The organism is Bacillus sp. FJAT-49711, from assembly GCF_018343715.1.
GTDB lineage: Bacteria > Bacillota > Bacilli > Bacillales > Bacillaceae_C > Lederbergia.
In genome coordinates, this window is sequence record NZ_JAGYPL010000002.1 from 1,320,178 (window position 1) to 1,341,977 (window position 21,800).

Genomic DNA, 21,800 nt, shown 5'->3' on the forward strand with positions numbered 1-21,800 from the left:
TACCATTTGTTTGCCGATAAATATCCAATATTGTTATTCACACATTTGCAACAAATGCAGGAACCCATAGCATATAAGGGTTATAAAGCAATTTTTCCATTTGTGGCAATGTTTGTGAGCGACTCAATCTGTTTTAAAAATATCGATTGTTGGTATACTAAAATTATTGAAAGGAGTGTTTTAACTTGAAGAAAAAGATACTTGGGTTGTGCATGGGTATTACGTTAGCTCTTGGACTCGCAGCATGTGGTGGCGGAAATAATGCAAACAACAATAATAACAATAATGGTGGTGAAACCGCCACAAATGATGCTGAAGCGATTGTGAAGAAAAACTGTATTTCTTGTCATGGTGAAAATCTTGAAGGTCGAAATGGTCCTGAATTGGCTCACATTGGATCCCAGCTATCAAAGGATGAAATTTTAAAAGTGATTGAAGAAGGTAGACCCGGAATGCCTGGTAATATCATAAAAGGCGATGACGCTGATAAAGTGGCTACTTGGTTATCTGAGAAAAAATAATTTTAAAGGATGCGATATCTTAACCGCATCCTTTTTTCATCGCATAAATTTCTTCACACCGCACAACCGTAGCAGAATTTGTACTCTTTGAATCTTTGGAGTGTCATCTTGGGGACGGTAAACCCCACATTGGCTGCTTACCTCAAGACACCAACCGCCCACTGCTTATCGTAAAGGGATTTTTTGAAAAGAAGCGGGACTATCGATCAAGTCCCGATCATCGACGGCGCTTTTTGTAGCAATGAAGCCGGCATCATCTCCTAAATTTTGTCCGAAGCCCTGTGTTTTTTTATCATAGTTATTCCAATCGGCTAATAAGTTTTGGCCTATATTTACTGCAGAAGCATTTTCAAAGGAATTAATTTTCAATACATAAATATTAATGTTAATAGCACTAGCCAATGGAGTCCACCTCCTCTTAACGAACTATATTCAAAATGATTGGTTTTATGATGCTGAAAAGGAGGGATCGCCTATGGATTTTGATAAATTAAAGCAATGGATGGAACTCGCACAAAAATATCAAACAGGTGATTTTTGGAATAATATGATGAATCAATCCTCTTTTGGCCAATTTATGAATGAGTCCATGGATATGAGTGAAGGTCCCTCTCCATCAGAAAAAACGAACCAACCGCAAAATCCCACCACTTTTCCGAAAATTGATATTTACATAACGGAAACTGAAGTCGTCGTTATAGCCGAACTAGCGGGCTATGAAAAGGAAAATCTTCAAATATCCGTTTCTGGAAACAAGCTGCTGCTCAAAGGGACATCTACGCCGATTATTATCGGTCAGCCCGTTCACCAGGAAAGAAATGAAGGTCAGTTTCAACGGATCATAGAATTGCCAGAACCTACCTATTCAAATCAAATTAGAGCAAAACTGCAAAATGGACTTTTAACATTAATATACAAACGAAATTATTTCCAGGAAGAAAGGGTATCCATCGATTAGCTTTTTTTAGATATATCAATTCTGCCAACTTGAGGAATGAAACATACTAAAATCGCTCTTATGTTCGCCACTATCTGAAAAGTGCTCATCTGTAAAAATATAATTGCGGGGAATACACATGCCTATAAAAGGATTATTCAACCAAAAACAAAATCATGAAATTATAATAGACAAAATAGCAGAGCTCGAAAAAAAACAGAAAAGATTAAATGCAATTGAAGTGCATATTAAAAGGATTTTGAAATGGGAAGAGGAAATAACGCCACTTTTAAAAAAGGGAATTTTAGAAAAAAAGGAAAAACTAACAACAAAAACTCCGGTGAGAAAAGCGACAACAAAAGAAAAGGATAAGGAAAAGATTCGTGAAGAAGCTAGCATTATGGAAACAGCTAAGAAAACAACTCTTTTTTTAAAAGCTGTTCACAAAATGGACAAACAAATTGGAGAGCTTGAAAAAAATGTTACACAGATTCATCAATCGCAAATGGAACTGACAAGTAGACTTAATTTAATGGAAGAACAGCTTTCAAGATTGCAAGAAGAAAACATGAAATCCACAGAAAATTTGCCTCAAGAAAAGGCAATGGTAATTAAAGAAATTCATATCGATAAGTTTTATTTAGATAAATACGAACAAAATAATAATTTTGCTCAGTTAGGCATTAAAGAGTTGAGCGGTGCTTTAAACATTGGAGCAACATACGGCAAAGAAGTGCTCCCTAAGGAACTTTCTGACCAACTAAAAGAGGATATGAATGAATTCAAAGGGATGAAAAAAGAATTTGGTATGGGCGAAGAAGAGTCTTCCAGTATGAATGGGGAGCAAACTTTTAGTGAATCATCGGGTAGTGAGGAAGCTTCGTATGATAATGAAACTTTCACAGAAATCCCGATAGAAGTCGTAGATGACAACGATTAAAAAACAAAACGCGAAATCAAGCTTTCGCATTTTGTTTTTTTTTGACGTTAATGGTAACTTCCTCCTATTCCTTCATAACTAGTAAAAAGGAAAAATTATTCAGTGGGAAGAAAAAAATGAAATGAAACTGTAATATAATTTTCCCTTAACATATTAATATCTGATGTTATAATAGGTTTGGGTTCATTTTTCGCCAGCAAGCGACAGAACGCAGCGGTTTTTTTCGTAATACATATAAATTTTAGCGAAAAAACAGAAAAACTACTAAGTAAACCACATTTTTTGTCTTTAAGAGTTTCCAAATTTAGGACAATTTGGCTATAAAAAGTTGGTTTAGGAACCAGGTGATGACATGATTGAAATGCAGGATGTAGTAAAAAAATACTCGAACGGCATAACTGCTGTTAATGGATTGAACATCCGCATTAACCAAGGGGAATTTATATATGTCGTTGGTCCAAGCGGAGCGGGTAAATCTACTTTCATTAAGCTGATGTATAGGGAAGAAAAGCCTACTTCAGGACAAATCAAAGTGAATGGGATCGATTTATCTAAGCTTAAAAATCGGAATGTCCCTTTTTTGCGTAGAAATATAGGTGTTGTATTTCAGGACTTTAGGCTTCTTCCGACACTAACTGTGTTTGAAAATGTAGCGTTTGCACTTGAAGTTATTGAACAGCGCCCTAAAGATATTAGAAAAAGAGTGATGGACGTACTGGCAATGGTTGGACTAAAGCATAAGATTCGTATGCTACCTACCGAACTTTCTGGAGGCGAGCAGCAACGTGTCTCAATTGCAAGATCAATTGTCAATAATCCAAAACTTGTTATAGCGGACGAGCCTACGGGTAACTTAGATCCAGATACTTCATGGGAGATTATGAGTCTATTAAAAGATATCAACATGAAGGGTACAACGATTATTATGGCAACTCATAATAAAGAGATTGTAAATACAATTAAACATAGAGTTGTGGCTATTGAAAGCGGAAGAATTGTCCGCGACGAACAGCGGGGGGATTACGGATATGAAGGCTAGAACACTTCGACGCCATCTTCGAGAAAGTTTCAAAAGTTTACGTCGAAATGGCTGGATGACGTTTGCCTCGGTTAGTGCTGTCACTGTTACATTACTATTAGTTGGAGTTTTCTTCGTCATTTTGATGAATATGAATAAATTTGCCAGCGACCTTGAACAAGATGTGGAAATTAGAACCCATATTGAGTTAACGGCGAAGAAAAAAGATCAGGAAGCATTAGGAGAAAAAATAAAAAAACTAGATCTAGTAGAATCAGTGGAATTTTCTTCAAAGGAAGATGAACTTAATCATTTAATACAAACGATGGGAAAAGAGTGGAATTTTATCGAAGAGCAGGAAAATCCGCTACACGATGTATTTATCGTAAAAACGAAAAAACCTGCAGATACTCCTATCGTTGCACAACAAATTCGTAAAATGGAATTTGTAAACTCTGCTGAGTATGGTGAAAAGAAAGTCGATAGATTGTTTCAAGTTTTAAAAACGAGTCGGAACATCGGATTAGTACTTATTATTGGGCTCTTGTTTACGGCTATGTTTCTAATTTCAAACACGATAAAAATTACTATTTTTGCTAGAAGGCGAGAAATTGAAATTATGAAACTAGTAGGAGCAACAAATTGGTTTATTCGCTGGCCGTTTCTATTTGAAGGAATGTGGTTAGGGATACTTGGCTCTATTTTACCAATTGCAGTTGTTGCTACAGGTTACTATTATGCATACGACTTTATGGAAATGCGAATACCACGACAATTAATTCAGCCTCTTGAGTACACGCCATTCGTTTATGAAGTTAGCCTGCTCATGCTTCTAATTGGAATCATCATTGGCGGTTGGGGCAGTTTCATCTCCGTAAGACGATTCTTGAAAGTGTGAAACTATTACCATTGTATATAAGCTCTATCTCATAGATAGAAAGAGTGAAGCAAGAGGGAGAAAGGGGAACTATTCTTGAAAAGACGTTCAGTACTCTCGATTACGCTAGCAGTATCATTAGGGTTTGGAGGCATTTTAACAAATGTTAATGGTGCTTCAGCAGCAGACCTTAATGATTTACAAAATCAGCAGTCAGATATTATCAATAAACGATCAAATGTTAATCAATCTATCAACGAAAAAGATAATAAAATTACAGAGATCGGTGATCGTCAAGGTGAGCTAGAAGCTGAAATGAAACAGCTCGAGTTACAAATTGCCGATACAGATCAGAAAATAACTGAAAAGCAAAAGCAAATTGAAGACACAAAAGCGGAAATCGAGAAATTAAAAAAAGAAATTGAAGAATTAAAAGTTCGAATTGAAAAAAGAAATGATTTGCTTAGAGAGCGTGCGAGAAATATTCAACAAAATGGCGGTTCTGTTAAATTTATCGATGTTTTACTAGGAGCTGAGAGTTTCGGAGACTTTATCGATCGTGTTTCAGTTGTCTCAACTCTTGTAAATGCCGATAAAGAAATCATTGTGGAACAAAAGGCAGATAAAGCAAAGCTAGAATCGAATCAAGAAAAAGTAGAAACAGAGCTTGCTAATTTAAATGATATGCTTAACGAATTAGAATCACTTAAGGTAGAATTGAAAAATCAAAATGCTAAAAAAGCTCAAATTATGAAGGAATTAGCCGCACAGAAAAAACATCTCGAAAGTGAAAAGATGTCTTTGGAAGAACAAGCCCAAGTGTTGAAAGCCCAAGAAACTATCATTCAACAAGCGATATCAAAAGAAAAAGCAAGAATTGCTGAAGAGAAAGCAAGGATAGCACGTGAAAAACAGAAAGCAGAGGAAGAAGCGAGAAGAGCTCGGGAACAGCAACAACAATCTAATAGTCAAGGTTCATCGCCTTCTCCAAGTCATGAATCTTCTTCGTCAAACTCTAATGTGAGTAGTGGCGGTAGTGGGGTATTGAATTGGCCAGCATCAGGAAGATTATCATCCGGTTACGGAGGAAGACCCCAATATGGATACCATTTAGGAATTGATATTGCCAACTCAACGGGTACGCCTATTCATGCTGCTGCCTCGGGTGTTGTAACTATTTCGCACTATTCGTCAAGTTATGGCAACGTTGTTTACATTTATCATCCACAACTTAATTTAACTACTGTATATGCTCATATGTCAAAAATACAAGTATCATCGGGGCAAAATGTTAGCTCTGGCCAGCAAATAGGTTTAATGGGGAATACAGGGGATTCGCACGGAAGTCATTTACATTTCGAAGTTCATCATGGAGGATGGAGTTATCGTGGTGGAGTAAATCCGATGCCATTCTTAAAATAAATATTTAACAATCAAATTTACCGCATTGGGAAAGAGATTTCTCAAATGCGGTTTTTTTAATTGCTGATCGGATGCGTTTAATACTTTCATATTGGTAAATATGCTAAAATATAGGAAATTGACAAATGACTAGATAATGCGAGGGGCTTTTATATGACGATTACGTCAATCATGGCAGTTTTATTAAGCATTTTCCTGCTTTTAAATATTATTTTGGCCGGTTTTGTCGTATTTCTCGAAAGACGAGATGCAGGCGCCACATGGGCTTGGCTGCTCGTGTTATTTTTTGTTCCAGTCGCGGGCTTTGTTCTATATTTAATTTTCGGCCAAAATTTAAGCCGAAAGAAGATCTTTGAATGGAGAGACAAAAACAAGATTGGGATAATGGAAATTACAAAATATCAAATAGAGCTGCTGCAAAAAGGGGAGTTTATGTTCAATGATAATAGAACTTCCCAATATAAAGATTTAATTTATATGTTGCTCGTTAATGATAGAGCCGTACTCACACAGGATAATCACGTTGACATTTTTACTGACGGCGAACATAAATTTCGTTCTCTATTAAATGATATTATTTCCGCAAAGGATCATATACATATCGTGTATTATATCGTTCGCAATGATCGGTTAGGCAAGGAATTACTAGATACTCTCACGAAAAAGGCGAAAGAGGGAGTTGAAGTAAAGTTTTTATACGACGCGATGGGTTCAAGGCGGCTTCCTCGGAAATTTTTTAGGCCGCTAATTGAAGCTGGTGGGAAAGTAAGTGTGTTTTTTCCGGCTGTATTGCCCCATCTCAACCTTCAAGTTAACTTCCGCAATCATCGAAAGCTAGCTATTATTGATGGTGAAATTGGCTATACTGGCGGCTTTAATATTGGGGATGAGTATTTAGGTTTAAATAAAAGATTTGGCTATTGGCGTGATACTCATTTGAGAATTTGTGGAAAAGCCGTTTATGCGATGCAAACTCGGTTTATTCTCGATTGGAACCAAGCCTCTTCAACAAAAGTTATGTATGAAGACAGGCTTTTTCCAGAGATTGAAGCTGTAGGAGTAACGGATGTACAAATTGTTTCAAGTGGACCCGATTCAGAGTGGGAACAGATTAAATATGGAATGTTGAAGTTAATCACGTCGGCTAAGAAATATATATATATTCAAACCCCGTATTTTATTCCAGATGCGAGTGTACTGGATGCGATAAAAATTGCTGCCTTATCGGGAGTGGATGTACGATTAATGATTCCAAATAAACCGGATCACCCATTTGTCTATTGGGCAACTTTGTCGAACGTAGGTCAACTATTAAGAACGGGTGCAAAAGTGTATATATACGAAAATGGATTTATCCATGCAAAAACGATGGTAGCAGATGGGAAAATTGCTACGGTCGGAACAGCAAATATTGATGTACGCAGTTTTAAGTTGAATTTTGAGGTTAATGCGTTTTTGTACGATGAAATCTTAGTCGAAAAGCTTGTTGATATTTATGGTAATGATATTAAACATTCACGAGAATTAACTTTAGAAGAATATCAAAATCGTTCATCATTTATCCGGTTTAAGGAATCTCTTTCACGTCTGCTTTCGCCCATTTTGTAAATAAATTCGGCAAAATTCCTTACTGCTATTGTGGCAGGTCGGGAAAGTACTTTTTAAGTTTTAAGAGAGGTAGGAATATAAGCTAAGAACATGACTCCCTGCCGAATATTGATGACCAACGTGTATTAGCCAAAGCCCATTAAAAATATGAGGCAATTCAACCAAGGCCTCATTGTTTATTATAGAAATGAGTTGAATCAATTTTGACTTGGTATACGATAGGAACATTATCATTCCCGGGGACATGGCTCTCTATATTAGTGGCCTTTTTAATAATAGGAGCTTTGTTGTCTATTCGAAAAATGAAAGAAACCGCTAATTGGTATGGGAATGTCGTCTTTATTTTTATCATTACTTGGAAATTAAGTGTCATCCTTTTTCAATTCAAAATGATCGTAACCAATCCACTTTCCATTCTTTATTTTAATGGAGGAATGAAGGGGTTTTGGATTGGAATAGCAGCGGGCATTGTGTATACGTATTTTTATATGAAGCATAATGAAGTAAGAATAGAGCAATTTATTCAGGCTTGGCTTCTATTTATTGTTATATATGAGATTGTTTTTGCATATGTTTCACAGAAATCTCTTATTTGGCTTCTTATTCAATTGATCATTGGAATTCTAGTCATAATATTGTCCTTTTTAAAGGAAAAACAGTGGATTTGGCAACTCCAAATTATGATATTATACATTGGAGTACTGGCAGTTCTTTATTCCTTACAAAATCAGTTGCTATCATTGCCTATGGCTGTATATGTAATAATTGTTATTACATTGAGCCTGCTTGCAAAAATAAGGAGGCCGAACCTTGACTAAAAAAATCTTTGGCTTATCGCTAGTTGCTTTATTAGCAGGTATTTTAATCGTAAATATTGTACAGGATACTCGAGCGAAGAAACATAATACGGTTGAGCAAGAGACGTACTATATTGATTCTGCTGTTGAGGGAGAAAATTCAAGTGTATTAAACGAAGGATTGACGGAAGGAGATATTCCTCCGGATTTTGAACTCATGACGCTTGAAGGTGATAAGATAAGGCTTTCCGATTTTAATGGCAAGAAAGTTATATTGAATTTTTGGGCAACATGGTGTCCTCCATGTAGAGCAGAAATGCCGCATATGGAGAATTTTTATAAAAAGAATGCTGAAAAATTGAATGTAGAAATCATTGCGGTTAATTTGACGGCTGCCGAACGTGGCGGCAATGCTTCGGAAAAGGTAAGGAAGTTTATTGAGGAATACGGGCTTACATTTCATGTCCCATTGGATGAAAAGGGAGAAGTTGGTGATCTGTATAGAATTATTCCAATTCCAACTAGTTTTTTGATTGGTACGAATGGAGTCGTTCAACAGAAAATTTTAGGTCCAATGGATGAAGAAATGATGGAAAAGCTTGTAAAGAATTTAAAGTAAGTAGAAAAATGTATTGACTTTTCGAATCCCATTACTATATACTAGTTTTCAAGAGTTTATAGAAAATTTAAAAATGAATAAAATGATTACTCTTATCAAGAGCGGCGGAGGGAATAGGCCCTGCGATGCCCGGCAACCTTCAGATTATGATATCTGAAAAGGTGCTAATTCCTACGGATCGAAATCGATCTGGTAGATAAGGGGAGGAAACTAATTATAAGCCCTCTTCTTATAGAAGAGGGTTTTTAGTTTATTTTTAAACCAAGTTTTCAAATCAACAAAATCAAATATTAGGAGGCTGGAAAAAATGAGTCAAGAAAATTACAAACAAGAAACGGTTTTACTTCACGGAGGGCAAGCGCCGGATGAAACTGGTGCACGTGCAGTTCCAGTTTATAGAACAACTTCTTATGTTTTTGAAAATACTGAGCACGCACAAAAATTATTCGGTTTAGAAGTGGCTGGTAATATTTATTCCCGAATAATGAACCCTACTGTAGACGTATTTGAAAAGCGCGTTGCCGAACTTGAAGGAGGAACGGCTGCGGTTGCTTTATCTTCCGGCATGGCTGCGATTGCCTTCTCAATCTTGAACATTGCGCGAGCTGGCGATGAAATTATTGCTGCTACAGACCTATATGGCGGTACGTTTAATTTGTTTGCTGTTTCACTTCCGAAGTATGGAATTAATGTGAAATTTGTTGATCCGAAAGATCCTGAAAATTTTAGAAAAGCGATTACTCCTAAAACAAAAGCACTATTTGCTGAAGTGATTGGGAATCCAAGTCTTCATATTTTAGATGTTGAAGCTGTTGCAAACATTGCCCATGATAATAGCATCCCATTAATTGTTGATAGCACTTTTGCTACTCCTGTTTTAAGTAGACCAATAGAGTGGGGAGCAGATATCGTTGTCCATTCAGCTACTAAATGGATTGGCGGCCATGGAACTGCTATTGGCGGAGTCGTTGTAGACAGTGGTAAATTTGATTGGAATAACGAAAAATTCCCTGATTTTATTGAGCCAGATACTACGTATCACGGACTCCGTTATGGGATCGATGTTCCGGGTGCGGCGTTCGCTACGAAGTTAAGAGTGCAGCTGCTTCGTGATTTCGGCCCTTGCTTAAGTCCTGATAATGCCTTTATTTTCTTACAAGGCTTGGAAACGTTGCATCTTCGTATGGAAAAACATATTGCCAATACAAAAGCAGTAGCAAAATACTTACAGGAACACGATGCGGTTGAGTGGGTTTCCTATCCTGGATTAGAGAACCATCCATCATATGAACTTACGAAAAAGTACTTCCCTAAAGGTGCGGGAGCAATTATCGTATTTGGGATTAAAGGTGGTCGTGAAGCAGGAAGAGCAATTATTGATAACGTGAAGCTATTCTCACATGTTGCCAACGTTGGAGACGCAAAATCATTAATTATCCACCCAGCGTCCACGACGCATCAACAGTTAAGTGCTGAAGAATTGAAATTGGCCGGTGTAACAGAAGAGTTAATTCGCTTAGCGGTAGGTCTGGAAGCAATTGAAGACATCACTGCCGACCTTGAGCAAGCTATTGAAAAAGCAGTAGCTGCTACTTCAGTAAAATAAGAGATTAAGAGGACTGAGAATAATGATTCTCAGTTCTTTTGTTTATTTTAGTTGTGGATAGTGGGGCAAGCATGAAACTTCTATTGGTGTTCTTTTTGGAATTGAACAACTACCTCCACTACCTTTTGACGATAAAGTCATACGCTTAGATCATTAATCTCTAACTAAGGACACTATTCTATGTTTCAATCGTTCTTTGTCTCGAGTTTCACCAACTGAGGACAGCAATACCCTTTTTCATAGTTTCTTGTCCTTAGTTCTAGCAACTGAAGACAGCAACTTCTGTTTGAATCGTTTCTTGTCTCCAGTTCTATCAACTGAAGACAGTAATCTCTATTTCAGTCGTTTCCTGTCTCTAGTTCCACCAAGTAACGACAGCTTTACCCTTTTCGATCATTTTCTATCTCTAGTTATTCTTTCATTTCCTGTTCCATTACTTTCCTTCGTGTCTTTAAAAAATTCTAAATAACCGTTCCGCTTTATGTTTTGCACATAACTTGTCCTCTTGCAACATAGGATGTATGGAAAAAACCTTGAGAATGCAATGGCATTTTGCATGAGCGGCGGAGGAGGAAAAACATGAAGAATAGGTGGCTAGTCATCATTTCAATCTGCTCCTTATTATTGGGTGCGGGTGGTACATATGCTAGTTTATTATGGATATTGCCGCCGGGAACGATGGATTTTAGCAAGGAAAAAGCAGGGTCGGAACAAGAGGCTGCAACTGAAAGGGAAATGATTTCCGGGATGGGAAAAGTGGCGGATGCTTTTGAATTGATTCGAAAATCGTATGTAGAGAATGTAAGCGAACGCCAACTTATACAAGGAGCCATTCAAGGAATGGTAGGAACCTTGCAAGATCCATATTCTGTTTACATGGATGAAGAGACATCCGAGAGATTTAATGATAGCTTCGACTCATCCTTTGATGGAATTGGCGCACAGATTGCTATTCAGGAAGGCAAGCTTATCATTATTTCGCCCATTAAAAACTCGCCTGCCGAAAAAGCTGGGCTAAGAGCAAGAGACCGAATCATTAGTATTGATGGGGAAACAGTTGAGGGTCTTGATTTATATGAGGCATCTAAAAAAATTCGCGGGAAAAAAGGAACGGCAGTCAAACTTGAGATCGTTAGAAGTGAATTGACCAAACCAATATCAGTAGAAATAACGAGGGACAAAGTGCCTCTTCTAACTGTTTTTGCTGACATGAAAAAAAGTTCTGATAAACATATTGGCTATATACAAATTACTTCTTTTGCACAGCATACAGCAAAAGATTTTACAGCGGAACTGCAGAAGCTTGAGGAGCAAAATATGTCTGGATTGATTATTGATGTGCGTGGCAACCCGGGCGGAATGCTTTCAAGTGTGGAAGATATCTTGTTTCAAATTGTGACTGATTCTAAGCCTTACGTTCAAATTGAGGAGCGATCAGGAAAAAGAAATCCGCTGTATACCGGTCTTAAAGAAAAGTTGCCATATCCGATTACCGTTCTAATTGACGAAGGAAGTGCTTCTGCTTCTGAAATACTTGCTGGAGCATTGAAAGAAATAGAAGGATATACACTTGTCGGAAAGAAAACCTTTGGAAAAGGAACTGTTCAGCAGGCGCTGCCATTAGATGATAATAGCAATATTAAATTGACGATGTTTAAATGGTTAACACCTGATGGAAATTGGATCCATGGAAAAGGAATAAAGCCGACGATTGAAGTGGAGCAGCCTGCTTATTTTCATGCTCATTCATTACAGCTGGATGAAACACTCGCTCTCGACATGAATAACGAAAATGTAACGATTGCTCAAGAAATGCTTTTGGCTTTAGGGTACGGAACAGGCAGACAGGATGGTTATTTTGATGAACAAACGGAAAGGGCGGTCAAAGCCTTCCAATCAATTAGCAAGATGCCTGTAACTGGTAAAATAGATATAGAGACTGCTGGAAAATTAGAAGCTGAAATCGTAAAAGCCATTCAAAATGAAAAAAATGATTTACAATTACAAGTTGCATTAAAAACTTTTCAAAAATAAATATTAGTATAAAGCGGAGAGCGCCTACGATTAGAAAACTTCAGGCCCCGGGAATAAGTCCAAGGGCCTGAAGTTGTATGTCGACATCAGGTGTTTCCGCTTTTCTAAATTTTTGTCCTTTTTTCCCGACTGTTCTGATAGAATAGTAAGTAACAGTATTTTTTCGGAAAAAGGATGTGGCAGTATGGCAGAAACGTGGTTGCTTGAAATCGCAAAGGGAATTGGTAGATTGTTTCTTCATCCTATCTTATACTTCTCAGTGCTACTTGCTTTAACTGCAGGATATCTCCGAGTCAAAAGGGAGCGTCGCGATTTTCATGTGAGGGTGAATAGCCTTTTTCATGAATTGCGGTATCTATTTCCTGCGGGGATTATAGCGGGGCTGATTGTTTCATTATTGTTCGTTTCAATAGGTATGACTATTCCATTTCCAATCATTGCGGTCATTGCCATAGCGACATTTTTATTAGGTTTAGTTGGGAATGCAAGGTTTTTATCACCAGCCCTTACAATTGGACTGACCGTATTGTTTGTATTCATCGCCAGTTATTTTAGCTTAGACATTCCCTACTTTGAAAATACCTTTAAATCAATAGATTCCAGCTTCTTTATGGGGGCTGCTATATTACTAGGCATTCTCATCATGACTGAAGGAATCCTGATGTTGAAAAATGGTCTAAAGGACGTGTCTCCTAAACTGCGACAAAGCAGAAGAGGGTTGACGATAGGGGCACTTCAGACGAAAAGATTGTGGCTATTGCCAGTTTTTCTTTTCCTTCCAGTCGGCCAAATTAGTCCACCATTCGAGTGGTGGCCAGTCATCCACTGGGGCACAGACACTTATTCGCTCATTTTAGTTCCAATCTTAATGGGCTTCCAACAGCAAATTCAAACGACCCTGCCTGGAAATGTCGTGAAAAGATTAGGGAAGCAAGTGCTTAGTCTTGGAATAATCGTCACTGCCGCGGCCTCCATCAGTTTTTTATTACCAGATTATATTCCGGTGATCACGGCCATCATAGCGATAGTTGGAAGATTATTAATTGCTTATCTCCACAGAGTGCGTGAAGGGTCTGCGTTATATTATTTTACACCGAGAAATAGCGGTATCATGGTACTAGATGTGCTTCCGGGATCTCCGGCAGATAAGATGGGTTTAATAAAGGGAGAAATTATTCAAACGTGCAATAATATGAAAGTGCGTAATAAACAAGAATTGTATGAAGCTTTATTAAAAAATCGTGCGTATTGCAAGCTTGAGGTTTTTGATAAAAATGGGGAGATTCGTCTTGTGCAACGAGCACTTTACGAAGGTGACCACCATGAGCTCGGTATTTTGTTTATCGAAAAAAGAGACATGCAAAAATCTGCAAAAGCTGTTTAATGGCTAGAAATCCTACTTCATTTGAAGTAGGATTTTTTTGTCCGGCTACAGCTCCAACATCTAGGTGCAAGTAAACTTCTTGGATAAGGAATTCCGATTTACCTTGCATGTCCAGGGACAGGCGCCATACACTTTTCTAATTTATAAGCCCTTGCTGGATGATCTCTGTATTAATTTCGGCATGGATCGGTATATCGGGGTAGATTTGATTCCAATCCAATGATTTCCAAATTTGATAATGATGTGCTTTTAGTCTTTGACCTATTCCGAGCGCATCACAATTTGCTTCCTGCATTTTCTTTATCGTGTTTTCCGCAAGCAGGTTTAAATGTCTCTCTATTCTTTTGTTGAGGTCCTCGACTTTACTTTTCTTAGATAAATGGTCTGGTGGGTACTCTTCAACTGCCAACTTTAGATCGATTTTTACTGTTGCTTTTACCAATCCATCTTTGTTATGAAATTTAATTTTCCTTTTAATATTTTGTACTTGGATGCTTACGAAGTTGTCCAGTTCTTGTTTGTGCTTATTACTAATTTTTATATTAAAGGGGAGGTTTTTCTTTTTGTTATCGGATAACACGAGAAGCATGCTGGATTCCTTTAGTCCCAATGTCCCCGAAAATTTATCACTATCGAACATTGCCACCCCAAGCACTTTTGCTTTATTCTCATCCTTCTCTATCGTCAAATATGGAACAACAAAATCCTTCCCTTCTGATAAAGTTATTGGGAATATCTCCTGTACATTTTCATTTTTTGTAATCCCGCCTTGTTCCGATGTATGGAGAAGTTCGGAGTAATAATCACTGATCGTCATTGCTTCACGCACTCTAATGGACAGCCCTTCTTTGGCATTTTCTTTTATGACCACAATCTTGGCATTTAAAGGACCCCTTAAATCTCGATACGTGGAATCCAAAATAGGAAAAATCCCATGAGAAGCTAATTTTTCCCCTATTAATATAACTTTGACCTTTGATAAATCGAATTTCTCGGGTACCTTTTGCTCCATATGGACTTCAGCGTCTCTTGCAGAGGATCCTGTAGAAGATAAAATCTCACTTCTTTGTGGAGCAGAAATTTGATTAGGACCGCCCGATGCAGTAAGAGGGTGGGCAATCGTTGTCATGATTTCATTATCCACTTGGTCATAACCGATCGCCAGTATTAAACTATTATCCCTTAAAAGCCTCTGATCCCAACAACTAGCAAGTATAAGCGATAAAATAGGAATCAATAGAAGACGACGATCCATTAGTAACCTCTCCGTTCTTTTTTCTTGAAAATAATGGAAATGAGGAAGAAAATAATCGGAAAAGCGAAGGCAAAAAATGTAACAAGTTGACTATTGATTTTACCTAGTGCAGCAATTTCAAATTTTCCTTTTGGTATAAATGCTATGATAAAACAAGCAGCAGCTGAGAGAAAAACGAATAATTTATGGTTTTTTTTATTCATTACAGAAGAAAGACCGATGGAGGAAGCAAATAACAGACACATAATGGTCGTAGCAACTAAAACAATCCATAGAGATGTGAAAATTAAATCAGGCCTCTCAATGATTTTAAATGCAAATGATTTAATTAAGTATAGAACGGGTTCGGGAATAAGCTTTAATTCTTGTGGACTAAAGAAAAGTAAACATGTCAAAGTAATAAAAGCATAAAATAGAGTGACAAAAACATTGGCAATCGTAGCTGCTTTTAGTACGCTTTTTTGATCTGCTTGGACAAATGGAAACAATATCATGAATAACTCGAATCCTTGAAATGAAGGAAATCCCGCTTTTACTCCTTTTAAAATAGGCAAAAATCCATTGCTTCCAATTGGCAGGATATACGTATAGTTGGCAAATTTTAATGAATAGGCCGATAAGACGATAAATACAATTAACGATAAAGATGCCAGAAAAAGGAAACGAGCGATGATTTGAAGTTTTTCAATTACCATATAAATCACTGTCAAAATCATAAGTAGCAAAATTAGCCATTGAGGTGTCAACGGCAGCATCCAAACTTTTATCGTAAAAGCAAATTTAGCCATGACCATCCCAGCAACAATAAGAAAATAGCAACAGTATAATACGGAGATTACTTTTCCTACAAATTTTCCAAAAAGGGTTTGCAGGACCATATACAGGTTTTGATTTGGAAATCTCCGCATTAAACCCCACATTAAAACAATCATCACTTGCAACAAGACTCCAGTGACTAAAATAGAGATCCAGCTGTCTCCATCCGCTTCTAGGAACATGACATAAGGCAAAGAAATGATTCCTACACCGATTTGTGCATGAATCAAAACTAAGGTTAGCTGAAATTGGGAAATCTGATGATTACTTTTCATTTTTGTCCCATTCCCTTGACCGACTTTGCTTTATTATTTTCTGAGGCTTGATGTTTTTTGGCCGTTTGTTTAGCATCCAAATAGGAAAACGGACAATAGAATCTTTCAAGTTTGGTATTTTTAATGGCGCAAACGGAGCGAGATAAGGTGTTCCTAAAGATTCGAGTTTACATAAATGAATGACGATAATCATCAAGCAAAAAATGATTCCTACAAATCCAAGCGTTGCAGCAGCTATCATAATAGGCAATGATAAAAGTCGAGCTGTGTTGCTTATCTCATACGAAGGAATTGTAAATGACATAATAGCTGTTAAGGCAATAACAATGACCATAACATTAGATACAAGCCCCGCATTAACAACGGATTCACCGATAATTAGCCCTCCGACTATACCTATTGTTTGTCCAATCGGTGATGGGAGCCTTATCCCAGCTTCTCTTATTAATTCAATCGTAACAGCCATAATTAATGCTTCAATAAAAGGCGGGAAAGGAATATTTTCAATGGAACTTTTCACAACCGTAATCACATCATTCGGAATAAGCTCAAAATGAAAACTAATAACGGCAATATAAATGGAAGGGAGGGTGATGGCACCCCAAAAGCTTAGAAATCTCAGTAAGCGAAACACTGAACCCGCATAAAACCTTATATTGAAATCGTCGGGAGATTGGAAAAAGGCAAAAAAAGATACCGGCATAATTGAAACATCAGAGGTACCCTCGGAAAAGATAGCTATCCTTCCTTCTACTAAGTGGGCTTCGACACGATCTGGTCTTTCCGTATATAAAATTTGTTGAAAAGGTGATAACGGTTTATCTTCAATAAATTCTTCAATATAACCAGGACTAAAAATCATATCGGATGAGATGGATTTAATTCTTTTCCTTATTTCATCGACTAGTTCAGGGTTTGCTATTTCCTCCAAATAGACAATCGCTACTTGCGTATTTGTTTCCCAACCAAGATCGACATATTCTATTTTCAAACAGCGGTTTTGAATCCGCATTCTTATCAAATTTAAATTGATTTTAAGATTGCCTACAAACCCTTCATGGGATCCCCGAACAATTTTTTCATTTTCAGGTTCTTCCGGAGAGCGGGAATGGAGTTGTAAAGTGTTTAATATATAAAACTCTGTCCCATGTTCAAAAAAAAGCACACTATTTCCTTTAAGAATGGTGGTAACTGCGATATTCATATTGCTTGTTTTTGAAAATTGAGAGCTTGTGATAATCGTATCTATACTTTGCTCTGTATTTGCTTGTGAAAGCGGGATAAGTAAACTTCGCTGCAGCTCCTCGGAATTCGCAATTGTCTCCAAATAGATAATAACTCCGGGAATCCCGTTAAAACGGATAGTTCGGGTTTTTAAATCATCAGTATTATATAAAGCATCCCTAAAATAAAGGACATTTTCATCAATGGTCGGAAACATGAAAGTTTCTTTTTTAACATCATTTTTATTCTTTTTTTTGAAAAAAGACATAGCCTTTCTCAACTCGTCTCATTAATAAAATAGGAATTTTCACTTGATTAAACAAAGTATCTGTCAAATATTTCTTTATTATTCAAAGGCTAGTCTATTTTATTTACATACCATCATGGGGTATGATACTATTATGGACATTAACGTTCAAATGCGGAGAGATGTAAATGAATAATAAAAATATTGTCATGATAACCATTGGCGTTTTTGCCATTATCGTGGCCCTCGTATTGGTTTTTAATAATAATGGAAAAGATGATGACCAAACAAAAGTCAGCCTTGATGAGTTAGAAAATCAACCGACGTTAGGTAATGAGAATGCGCCTATTTCAATTGTCGAATTTGGTGATTATAAATGTCCATCTTGTAAGGCTTGGGGAGTAAAAGTATTTCCAAAGTTAAAAGAGGAGTTTATCGATACTGGAAAAGCGAAGCTCACATACATAAATGTCCTTTTTCACGGGAACGAATCAAAACTAGCAGCGCTCGCATCTGAATCTGTTTTCAAACAAGATCCAGAGAGTTTTTGGGCATTTCATCAAGGAGTTTTTGATGCTCAGCCTTCTACACAAAATCACGATGAAGAGTGGGTGACAACAGACTCATTGGTGGAAATTGCAGAAGCGTATGCTCCTAATATTAACTTTGAGCAATTTAAAAAAGACATCGATCAAGAAGGAACACTTGCTGAAGTGGATATCGATAATCAGCTTGTAGAAGATGTAAATATTCAATTCACGCCAACCATTATTATTAACGGAGTAATGTTGGATGATCCATTTGATTATAACGCGATAGCAGCAGAAATTGAAAAGGGTTTGGACAGTTAAAATGAATAAGTCTAAACCACCTTTAACGTTATATTTTGCTTGGTTCGTTTCAGTAGTTGCTACTTTAGGAAGCTTATATTTTAGTGAAATTAAAGGCTATATACCTTGCGAACTTTGCTGGTTTCAAAGAATTTTTATGTATCCACTTACGATTATCCTTGGGATCGCTGCGTTTTATAATGAAAGACATATTAAAAAGTACGTTCTCCCTGTATCATTAATCGGCGGCACGATATCTTTATACCATTATTTAGTTCAAAAAGTTCCAGGTTTTGCTGGAATCAAGCCATGTGTACAAGGTGTGCCTTGCAATGTACAATACATTAATTGGTTCGGTTTTATAACAATTCCATTTTTGGCACTAATGGCTTTTACGTTGATTAGTATATTCATGATTCTACTATATAGACAAGATCGCAAATAATGAGCAAAGAGAACGGAAAGTGGTATAATTCACTTTCCGTTCTTATACGTGCACATGTTTAATTTTCTTTCTCTCCATCAGATTCAATTACCTCAGCTGCTTCTTCAGGAGCCTCCATTGGTCTTCCCCAAAAAAATCCCCATGGATCTCGAGCAGGTGCTTCCCATTCTCTTTCTCTGTTATGTCCTTTTTCCACCACTTCAACATTTTGAGCATGGATAATTAAGTTTTCAACATGAATTTCTTTCGTTCTTTTTTCGTTAGACATTTCTACCCTCCTAGCAGTAACAATAATATTCGTTTTATCTTATTCAAAAGTGACATATGTGTATAGGCATTTTTTGTTTACCCAGATGAAAGTTTTTAAAAATTGTGTAATTGAAAGGATTCTAAGAAGGAGATTTTGACATCTTAAACGAATCTCTTATATACCTTGTGTTGGTATAAGGAGATCTGAAAAATGAAAAATAGTGATGTTTCAGAAAGCCAATTTCAAATTACTGGTATGACGTGTGCAGCTTGTTCAAATCGAATTGAAAAAGGATTGAATAAGCTTGAAGGTGTGAAGGAAGCAAATGTCAATCTTGCTTTGGAAAAAGCAAATATTCTTTACGATAAACAGAAAATATCAGTGGAAGATATTCAAAAAAAAGTGAAGGACTTAGGGTACGATATCGTAACTGAAAAAGTGGAATTAATCATTAAGGGCATGACGTGTGCTGCTTGTTCAACAAGAATTGAAAAAGGTTTGAAAAAAATGGGCGGAGTCCTTCAAGCAAATGTCAATCTTGCACTTGAGCAGGCGATGGTTGAATTTAATCCCTCTGTCTTGACTACAAAAGACTTAACCACACGAGTCAAACATCTAGGATACGGAGCGATCGTGAAAAAGGAGGAAGGCGATAAAGAGACAGTTGATTATCGTGAGAGAGAGATAAAGAACCAAGAAAGAAAATTCTTTCTTTCTTTACTATTAACTCTTCCACTGCTTTGGACAATGGCTTCGCATTTTAGCTTTACTTCTTTTGTCTATGTGCCGAAATGGTTAATGAATCCGTGGGTTCAAATGGCCATTGCGACTCCAGTGCAATTTTATATTGGAAAACAATTTTATGTAGCTGCCTTTAAAGCATTGCGGAATCATAGTGCAAATATGGATGTTCTAGTTGTATTGGGTACATCAGCTGCTTATTTTTATAGCGTGTTTATAGCAATACGCTCCATTGGAAATCCTGGCCACTCGATTGATTTGTATTTTGAAACGAGTGCCGTTTTGATTACGTTAATTATTCTCGGAAAACTATTTGAAGCAAAGGCAAAGGGAAGGTCTTCCCAGGCGATAAAAAAGCTGATGAGATTACAAGCAAAAACAGCGACCGTTGTTCGTCAAGATGCCATCCTTGATATTCCACTTGAAGAAGTGGAAGAGGGAGATATTTTACTCGTTAAACCAGGCGAGAAAGTTCCGGTGGATGGAACGATTATCGAAGGGCAGGCTGCTTTTGATGAATCAATGATTACGGGAGAAAGTGTACCGGTTGATAAAAAGGCCGGTGACACTGTTATTGGTGCAACCATTAATAAAAATGGTTTTATTAAAATACAAGCAACTAAAGTTGGAAAGGAGACGGCTCTAGCACAAATTATCAAAGTGGTGGAAACGGCACAAGGGTCGAAAGCTCCGATTCAGCGATTGGCCGATTATATTTCTAGTATATTTGTCCCTATTGTAGTTGGGATTGCCATTTTAACGTTTATCATTTGGTTTACAAGGGTTGCGCCAGGTAATTTTCCGGAAGCTTTAGAAAAAATGATTTCGGTTCTCGTTATTGCCTGTCCTTGCGCTCTCGGGCTTGCGACGCCAACTTCAATAATGGCTGGATCAGGAAGAGCTGCCGAATATGGTATTTTATTTAAAGGCGGCGAACATTTAGAAACAACGCATAAAGTAGATACCGTTATATTGGATAAGACGGGGACTGTAACGAACGGCACTCCCGTTTTAACGAACATATCTACTTCTTTGAATGAGACAGAGTTTTTATCTTTGATCGGGTCGGCTGAACAGCAATCAGAACATCCTTTGGCAGAAGCAATCGTGGAAGGGATAAAAAAGAAAAAAGTTCTTCTAAAACATCCCTCTTCATTTGAAGCAATCCCAGGGTTTGGCATCAAAGCTGTTATTGGTGGTAAAGAAATTATAGTTGGAACTAAAAGTCTTATGAAAAAAAACAATGTTGTGGTAGAAGAAGCGCTAGACAAAATAAATCGTTATGAAAGTGAAGGGAAAACAGCGATGCTTGCCGCCGTTGATCGTAAGTATGCGGGAATCGTAGCAGTTGCAGACACCATTAAGGATACTTCACGAGAAGCGATCGAGCGTTTGAAAGAAATGAATATTGAGGTCATTATGATGACGGGGGATAATACTCGAACTGCAGAGGCAATCGCAAAAGAAGTCGGCATCGATCGCGTCATTGCTGAAGTATTGCCGGAAGGAAAAGCGGAAGAAATAAAAAAGCTGCAAAATGCTGGCAAAAAAGTTGTGATGGTTGGAGACGGAATTAATGACGCCCCCGCGCTCGCGATTGCTGATATTGGAATGGCAATTGGAACTGGGGCAGATGTAGCAATGGAAGCAGCGGATATTACGCTCATTCGTGGCGACTTAAACAGCATCGCCGATTCCATTTATATGAGCCAAAAAACAATACGAAATATTAGGCAAAACTTATTTTGGGCATTTGCCTATAATACATTAGGAATTCCGATCGCTGCAGCGGGCTTCCTGGCGCCATGGGTCGCTGGTGCAGCAATGGCATTCAGCTCTGTATCTGTTGTATTAAATGCACTAAGATTACAGAGGGTAAAACTTTAAAAAAGACAAGGTTAAGAGATGGAGTAACATCTTTCAACCTTGTCTTTTTATCGTGTCTAGTTCCAGC

At 37.4% G+C, this 21,800-nt stretch carries 20 protein-coding genes and 1 riboswitch; of the genes, 15 read left to right on the forward strand and 5 right to left on the reverse strand.

What is annotated here, in order from left to right:
- Positions 1-185: 185 nt before the first annotated feature.
- Positions 186-521, forward strand: a complete 336-nt coding sequence (gene cccB / locus KHA96_RS13645) for a cytochrome c551 (RefSeq protein WP_213129804.1) — start codon at positions 186-188, stop codon at positions 519-521.
- Between the two features lie 165 nt (positions 522-686).
- On the opposite strand, the gene KHA96_RS13650 is transcribed toward cccB, so the two are convergent.
- Positions 687-923: a hypothetical protein gene (locus KHA96_RS13650; protein ID WP_213129805.1), complete on the reverse strand. Its 237-nt coding sequence runs from the start codon at positions 921-923 to the stop codon at positions 687-689.
- A gap of 73 nt (positions 924-996) precedes the next feature.
- Between KHA96_RS13650 and KHA96_RS13655 the strand changes: the two genes are divergently transcribed.
- From KHA96_RS13655 to KHA96_RS13705, 11 genes are all read left to right on the forward strand, one after another.
- Entirely contained in the window at positions 997-1,479 is a 483-nt protein-coding gene (locus KHA96_RS13655) for an Hsp20/alpha crystallin family protein (protein WP_213129806.1), read from the forward strand.
- A gap of 118 nt (positions 1,480-1,597) precedes the next feature.
- The gene (locus KHA96_RS13660) at positions 1,598-2,398 is read left to right on the forward strand and encodes a hypothetical protein (RefSeq protein ID WP_213129807.1); all 801 of its coding nucleotides are present in this window, start codon (positions 1,598-1,600) and stop codon (positions 2,396-2,398) included.
- Positions 2,399-2,750: 352 nt separating this feature from the next.
- Entirely contained in the window at positions 2,751-3,437 is a 687-nt protein-coding gene (ftsE, locus tag KHA96_RS13665; protein ID WP_213129808.1) for a cell division ATP-binding protein FtsE, read from the forward strand.
- Entirely contained in the window at positions 3,427-4,314 is an 888-nt protein-coding gene (gene ftsX, locus KHA96_RS13670) for a permease-like cell division protein FtsX (protein ID WP_213129809.1), read from the forward strand. Before ftsE ends, ftsX begins: the two co-directional genes overlap by 11 nt.
- A 75-nt stretch (positions 4,315-4,389) precedes the next feature.
- Positions 4,390-5,715, forward strand: coding sequence for a murein hydrolase activator EnvC family protein (locus tag KHA96_RS13675; protein WP_213129810.1), 1,326 nt, complete (start codon positions 4,390-4,392; stop codon positions 5,713-5,715).
- Between the two features lie 153 nt (positions 5,716-5,868).
- On the forward strand, positions 5,869-7,323 hold the full coding sequence (gene cls / locus KHA96_RS13680) for a cardiolipin synthase (protein ID WP_213129811.1): 1,455 nt from the start codon (positions 5,869-5,871) through the stop codon (positions 7,321-7,323).
- 287 nt (positions 7,324-7,610) lie between these two features.
- Positions 7,611-8,141, forward strand: coding sequence for a hypothetical protein (locus tag KHA96_RS13685; RefSeq protein ID WP_213129812.1), 531 nt, complete (start codon positions 7,611-7,613; stop codon positions 8,139-8,141).
- A complete protein-coding gene (locus KHA96_RS13690; protein ID WP_213129813.1) occupies positions 8,134-8,739 on the forward strand; it encodes a redoxin domain-containing protein in 606 nt (201 codons plus the stop codon). Before KHA96_RS13685 ends, KHA96_RS13690 begins: the two co-directional genes overlap by 8 nt.
- An 89-nt stretch (positions 8,740-8,828) precedes the next feature.
- Positions 8,829-8,942: riboswitch (SAM riboswitch) on the forward strand.
- A gap of 104 nt (positions 8,943-9,046) precedes the next feature.
- A complete protein-coding gene (locus KHA96_RS13695; protein ID WP_213129814.1) occupies positions 9,047-10,345 on the forward strand; it encodes an O-acetylhomoserine aminocarboxypropyltransferase/cysteine synthase family protein in 1,299 nt (432 codons plus the stop codon).
- Between the two features lie 579 nt (positions 10,346-10,924).
- Positions 10,925-12,379, forward strand: coding sequence for a S41 family peptidase (locus KHA96_RS13700; RefSeq protein WP_213129815.1), 1,455 nt, complete (start codon positions 10,925-10,927; stop codon positions 12,377-12,379).
- 184 nt (positions 12,380-12,563) lie between these two features.
- Positions 12,564-13,763 carry a PDZ domain-containing protein gene (locus tag KHA96_RS13705; protein ID WP_213129816.1) on the forward strand — a complete coding sequence of 400 codons (1,200 nt, stop codon included), beginning with the start codon at positions 12,564-12,566 and terminating at the stop codon, positions 13,761-13,763.
- A 136-nt stretch (positions 13,764-13,899) separates the two neighbouring features.
- Here KHA96_RS13705 and KHA96_RS13710 read toward each other — a convergent pair whose 3' ends face one another.
- The 3 genes from KHA96_RS13710 to KHA96_RS13720 are packed head-to-tail and all read right to left on the reverse strand — an operon-like array spanning position 13,900 to position 17,601.
- Positions 13,900-15,018: a Ger(x)C family spore germination protein gene (locus KHA96_RS13710; RefSeq protein WP_213129817.1), complete on the reverse strand. Its 1,119-nt coding sequence runs from the start codon at positions 15,016-15,018 to the stop codon at positions 13,900-13,902.
- Positions 15,018-16,109: a GerAB/ArcD/ProY family transporter gene (locus tag KHA96_RS13715; RefSeq protein WP_213129818.1), complete on the reverse strand. Its 1,092-nt coding sequence runs from the start codon at positions 16,107-16,109 to the stop codon at positions 15,018-15,020. The genes KHA96_RS13710 and KHA96_RS13715 overlap by 1 nt, the downstream gene beginning before the upstream one ends.
- Positions 16,099-17,601: a spore germination protein gene (locus KHA96_RS13720; RefSeq protein ID WP_213129819.1), complete on the reverse strand. Its 1,503-nt coding sequence runs from the start codon at positions 17,599-17,601 to the stop codon at positions 16,099-16,101. Before KHA96_RS13720 ends, KHA96_RS13715 begins: the two co-directional genes overlap by 11 nt.
- 167 nt (positions 17,602-17,768) lie before the next feature.
- Between KHA96_RS13720 and KHA96_RS13725 the strand changes: the two genes are divergently transcribed.
- Both KHA96_RS13725 and KHA96_RS13730 read left to right on the forward strand, forming a co-directional pair.
- Positions 17,769-18,431, forward strand: a complete 663-nt coding sequence (locus KHA96_RS13725; protein WP_213129820.1) for a DsbA family protein — start codon at positions 17,769-17,771, stop codon at positions 18,429-18,431.
- A gap of 1 nt (position 18,432) precedes the next feature.
- Complete coding sequence (locus KHA96_RS13730) at positions 18,433-18,855, forward strand: disulfide oxidoreductase (RefSeq protein ID WP_213129821.1); 423 nt, start codon at positions 18,433-18,435, stop codon at positions 18,853-18,855.
- A 58-nt stretch (positions 18,856-18,913) separates the two neighbouring features.
- Here KHA96_RS13730 and KHA96_RS13735 read toward each other — a convergent pair whose 3' ends face one another.
- On the reverse strand, positions 18,914-19,123 hold the full coding sequence (locus tag KHA96_RS13735) for a hypothetical protein (RefSeq protein ID WP_213129822.1): 210 nt from the start codon (positions 19,121-19,123) through the stop codon (positions 18,914-18,916).
- A 192-nt stretch (positions 19,124-19,315) separates the two neighbouring features.
- On the opposite strand from KHA96_RS13735, the gene KHA96_RS13740 reads away from it, so the two are divergent.
- Complete coding sequence (locus KHA96_RS13740) at positions 19,316-21,733, forward strand: heavy metal translocating P-type ATPase (RefSeq protein ID WP_213129823.1); 2,418 nt, start codon at positions 19,316-19,318, stop codon at positions 21,731-21,733.
- Positions 21,734-21,800 lie beyond the last annotated feature (67 nt).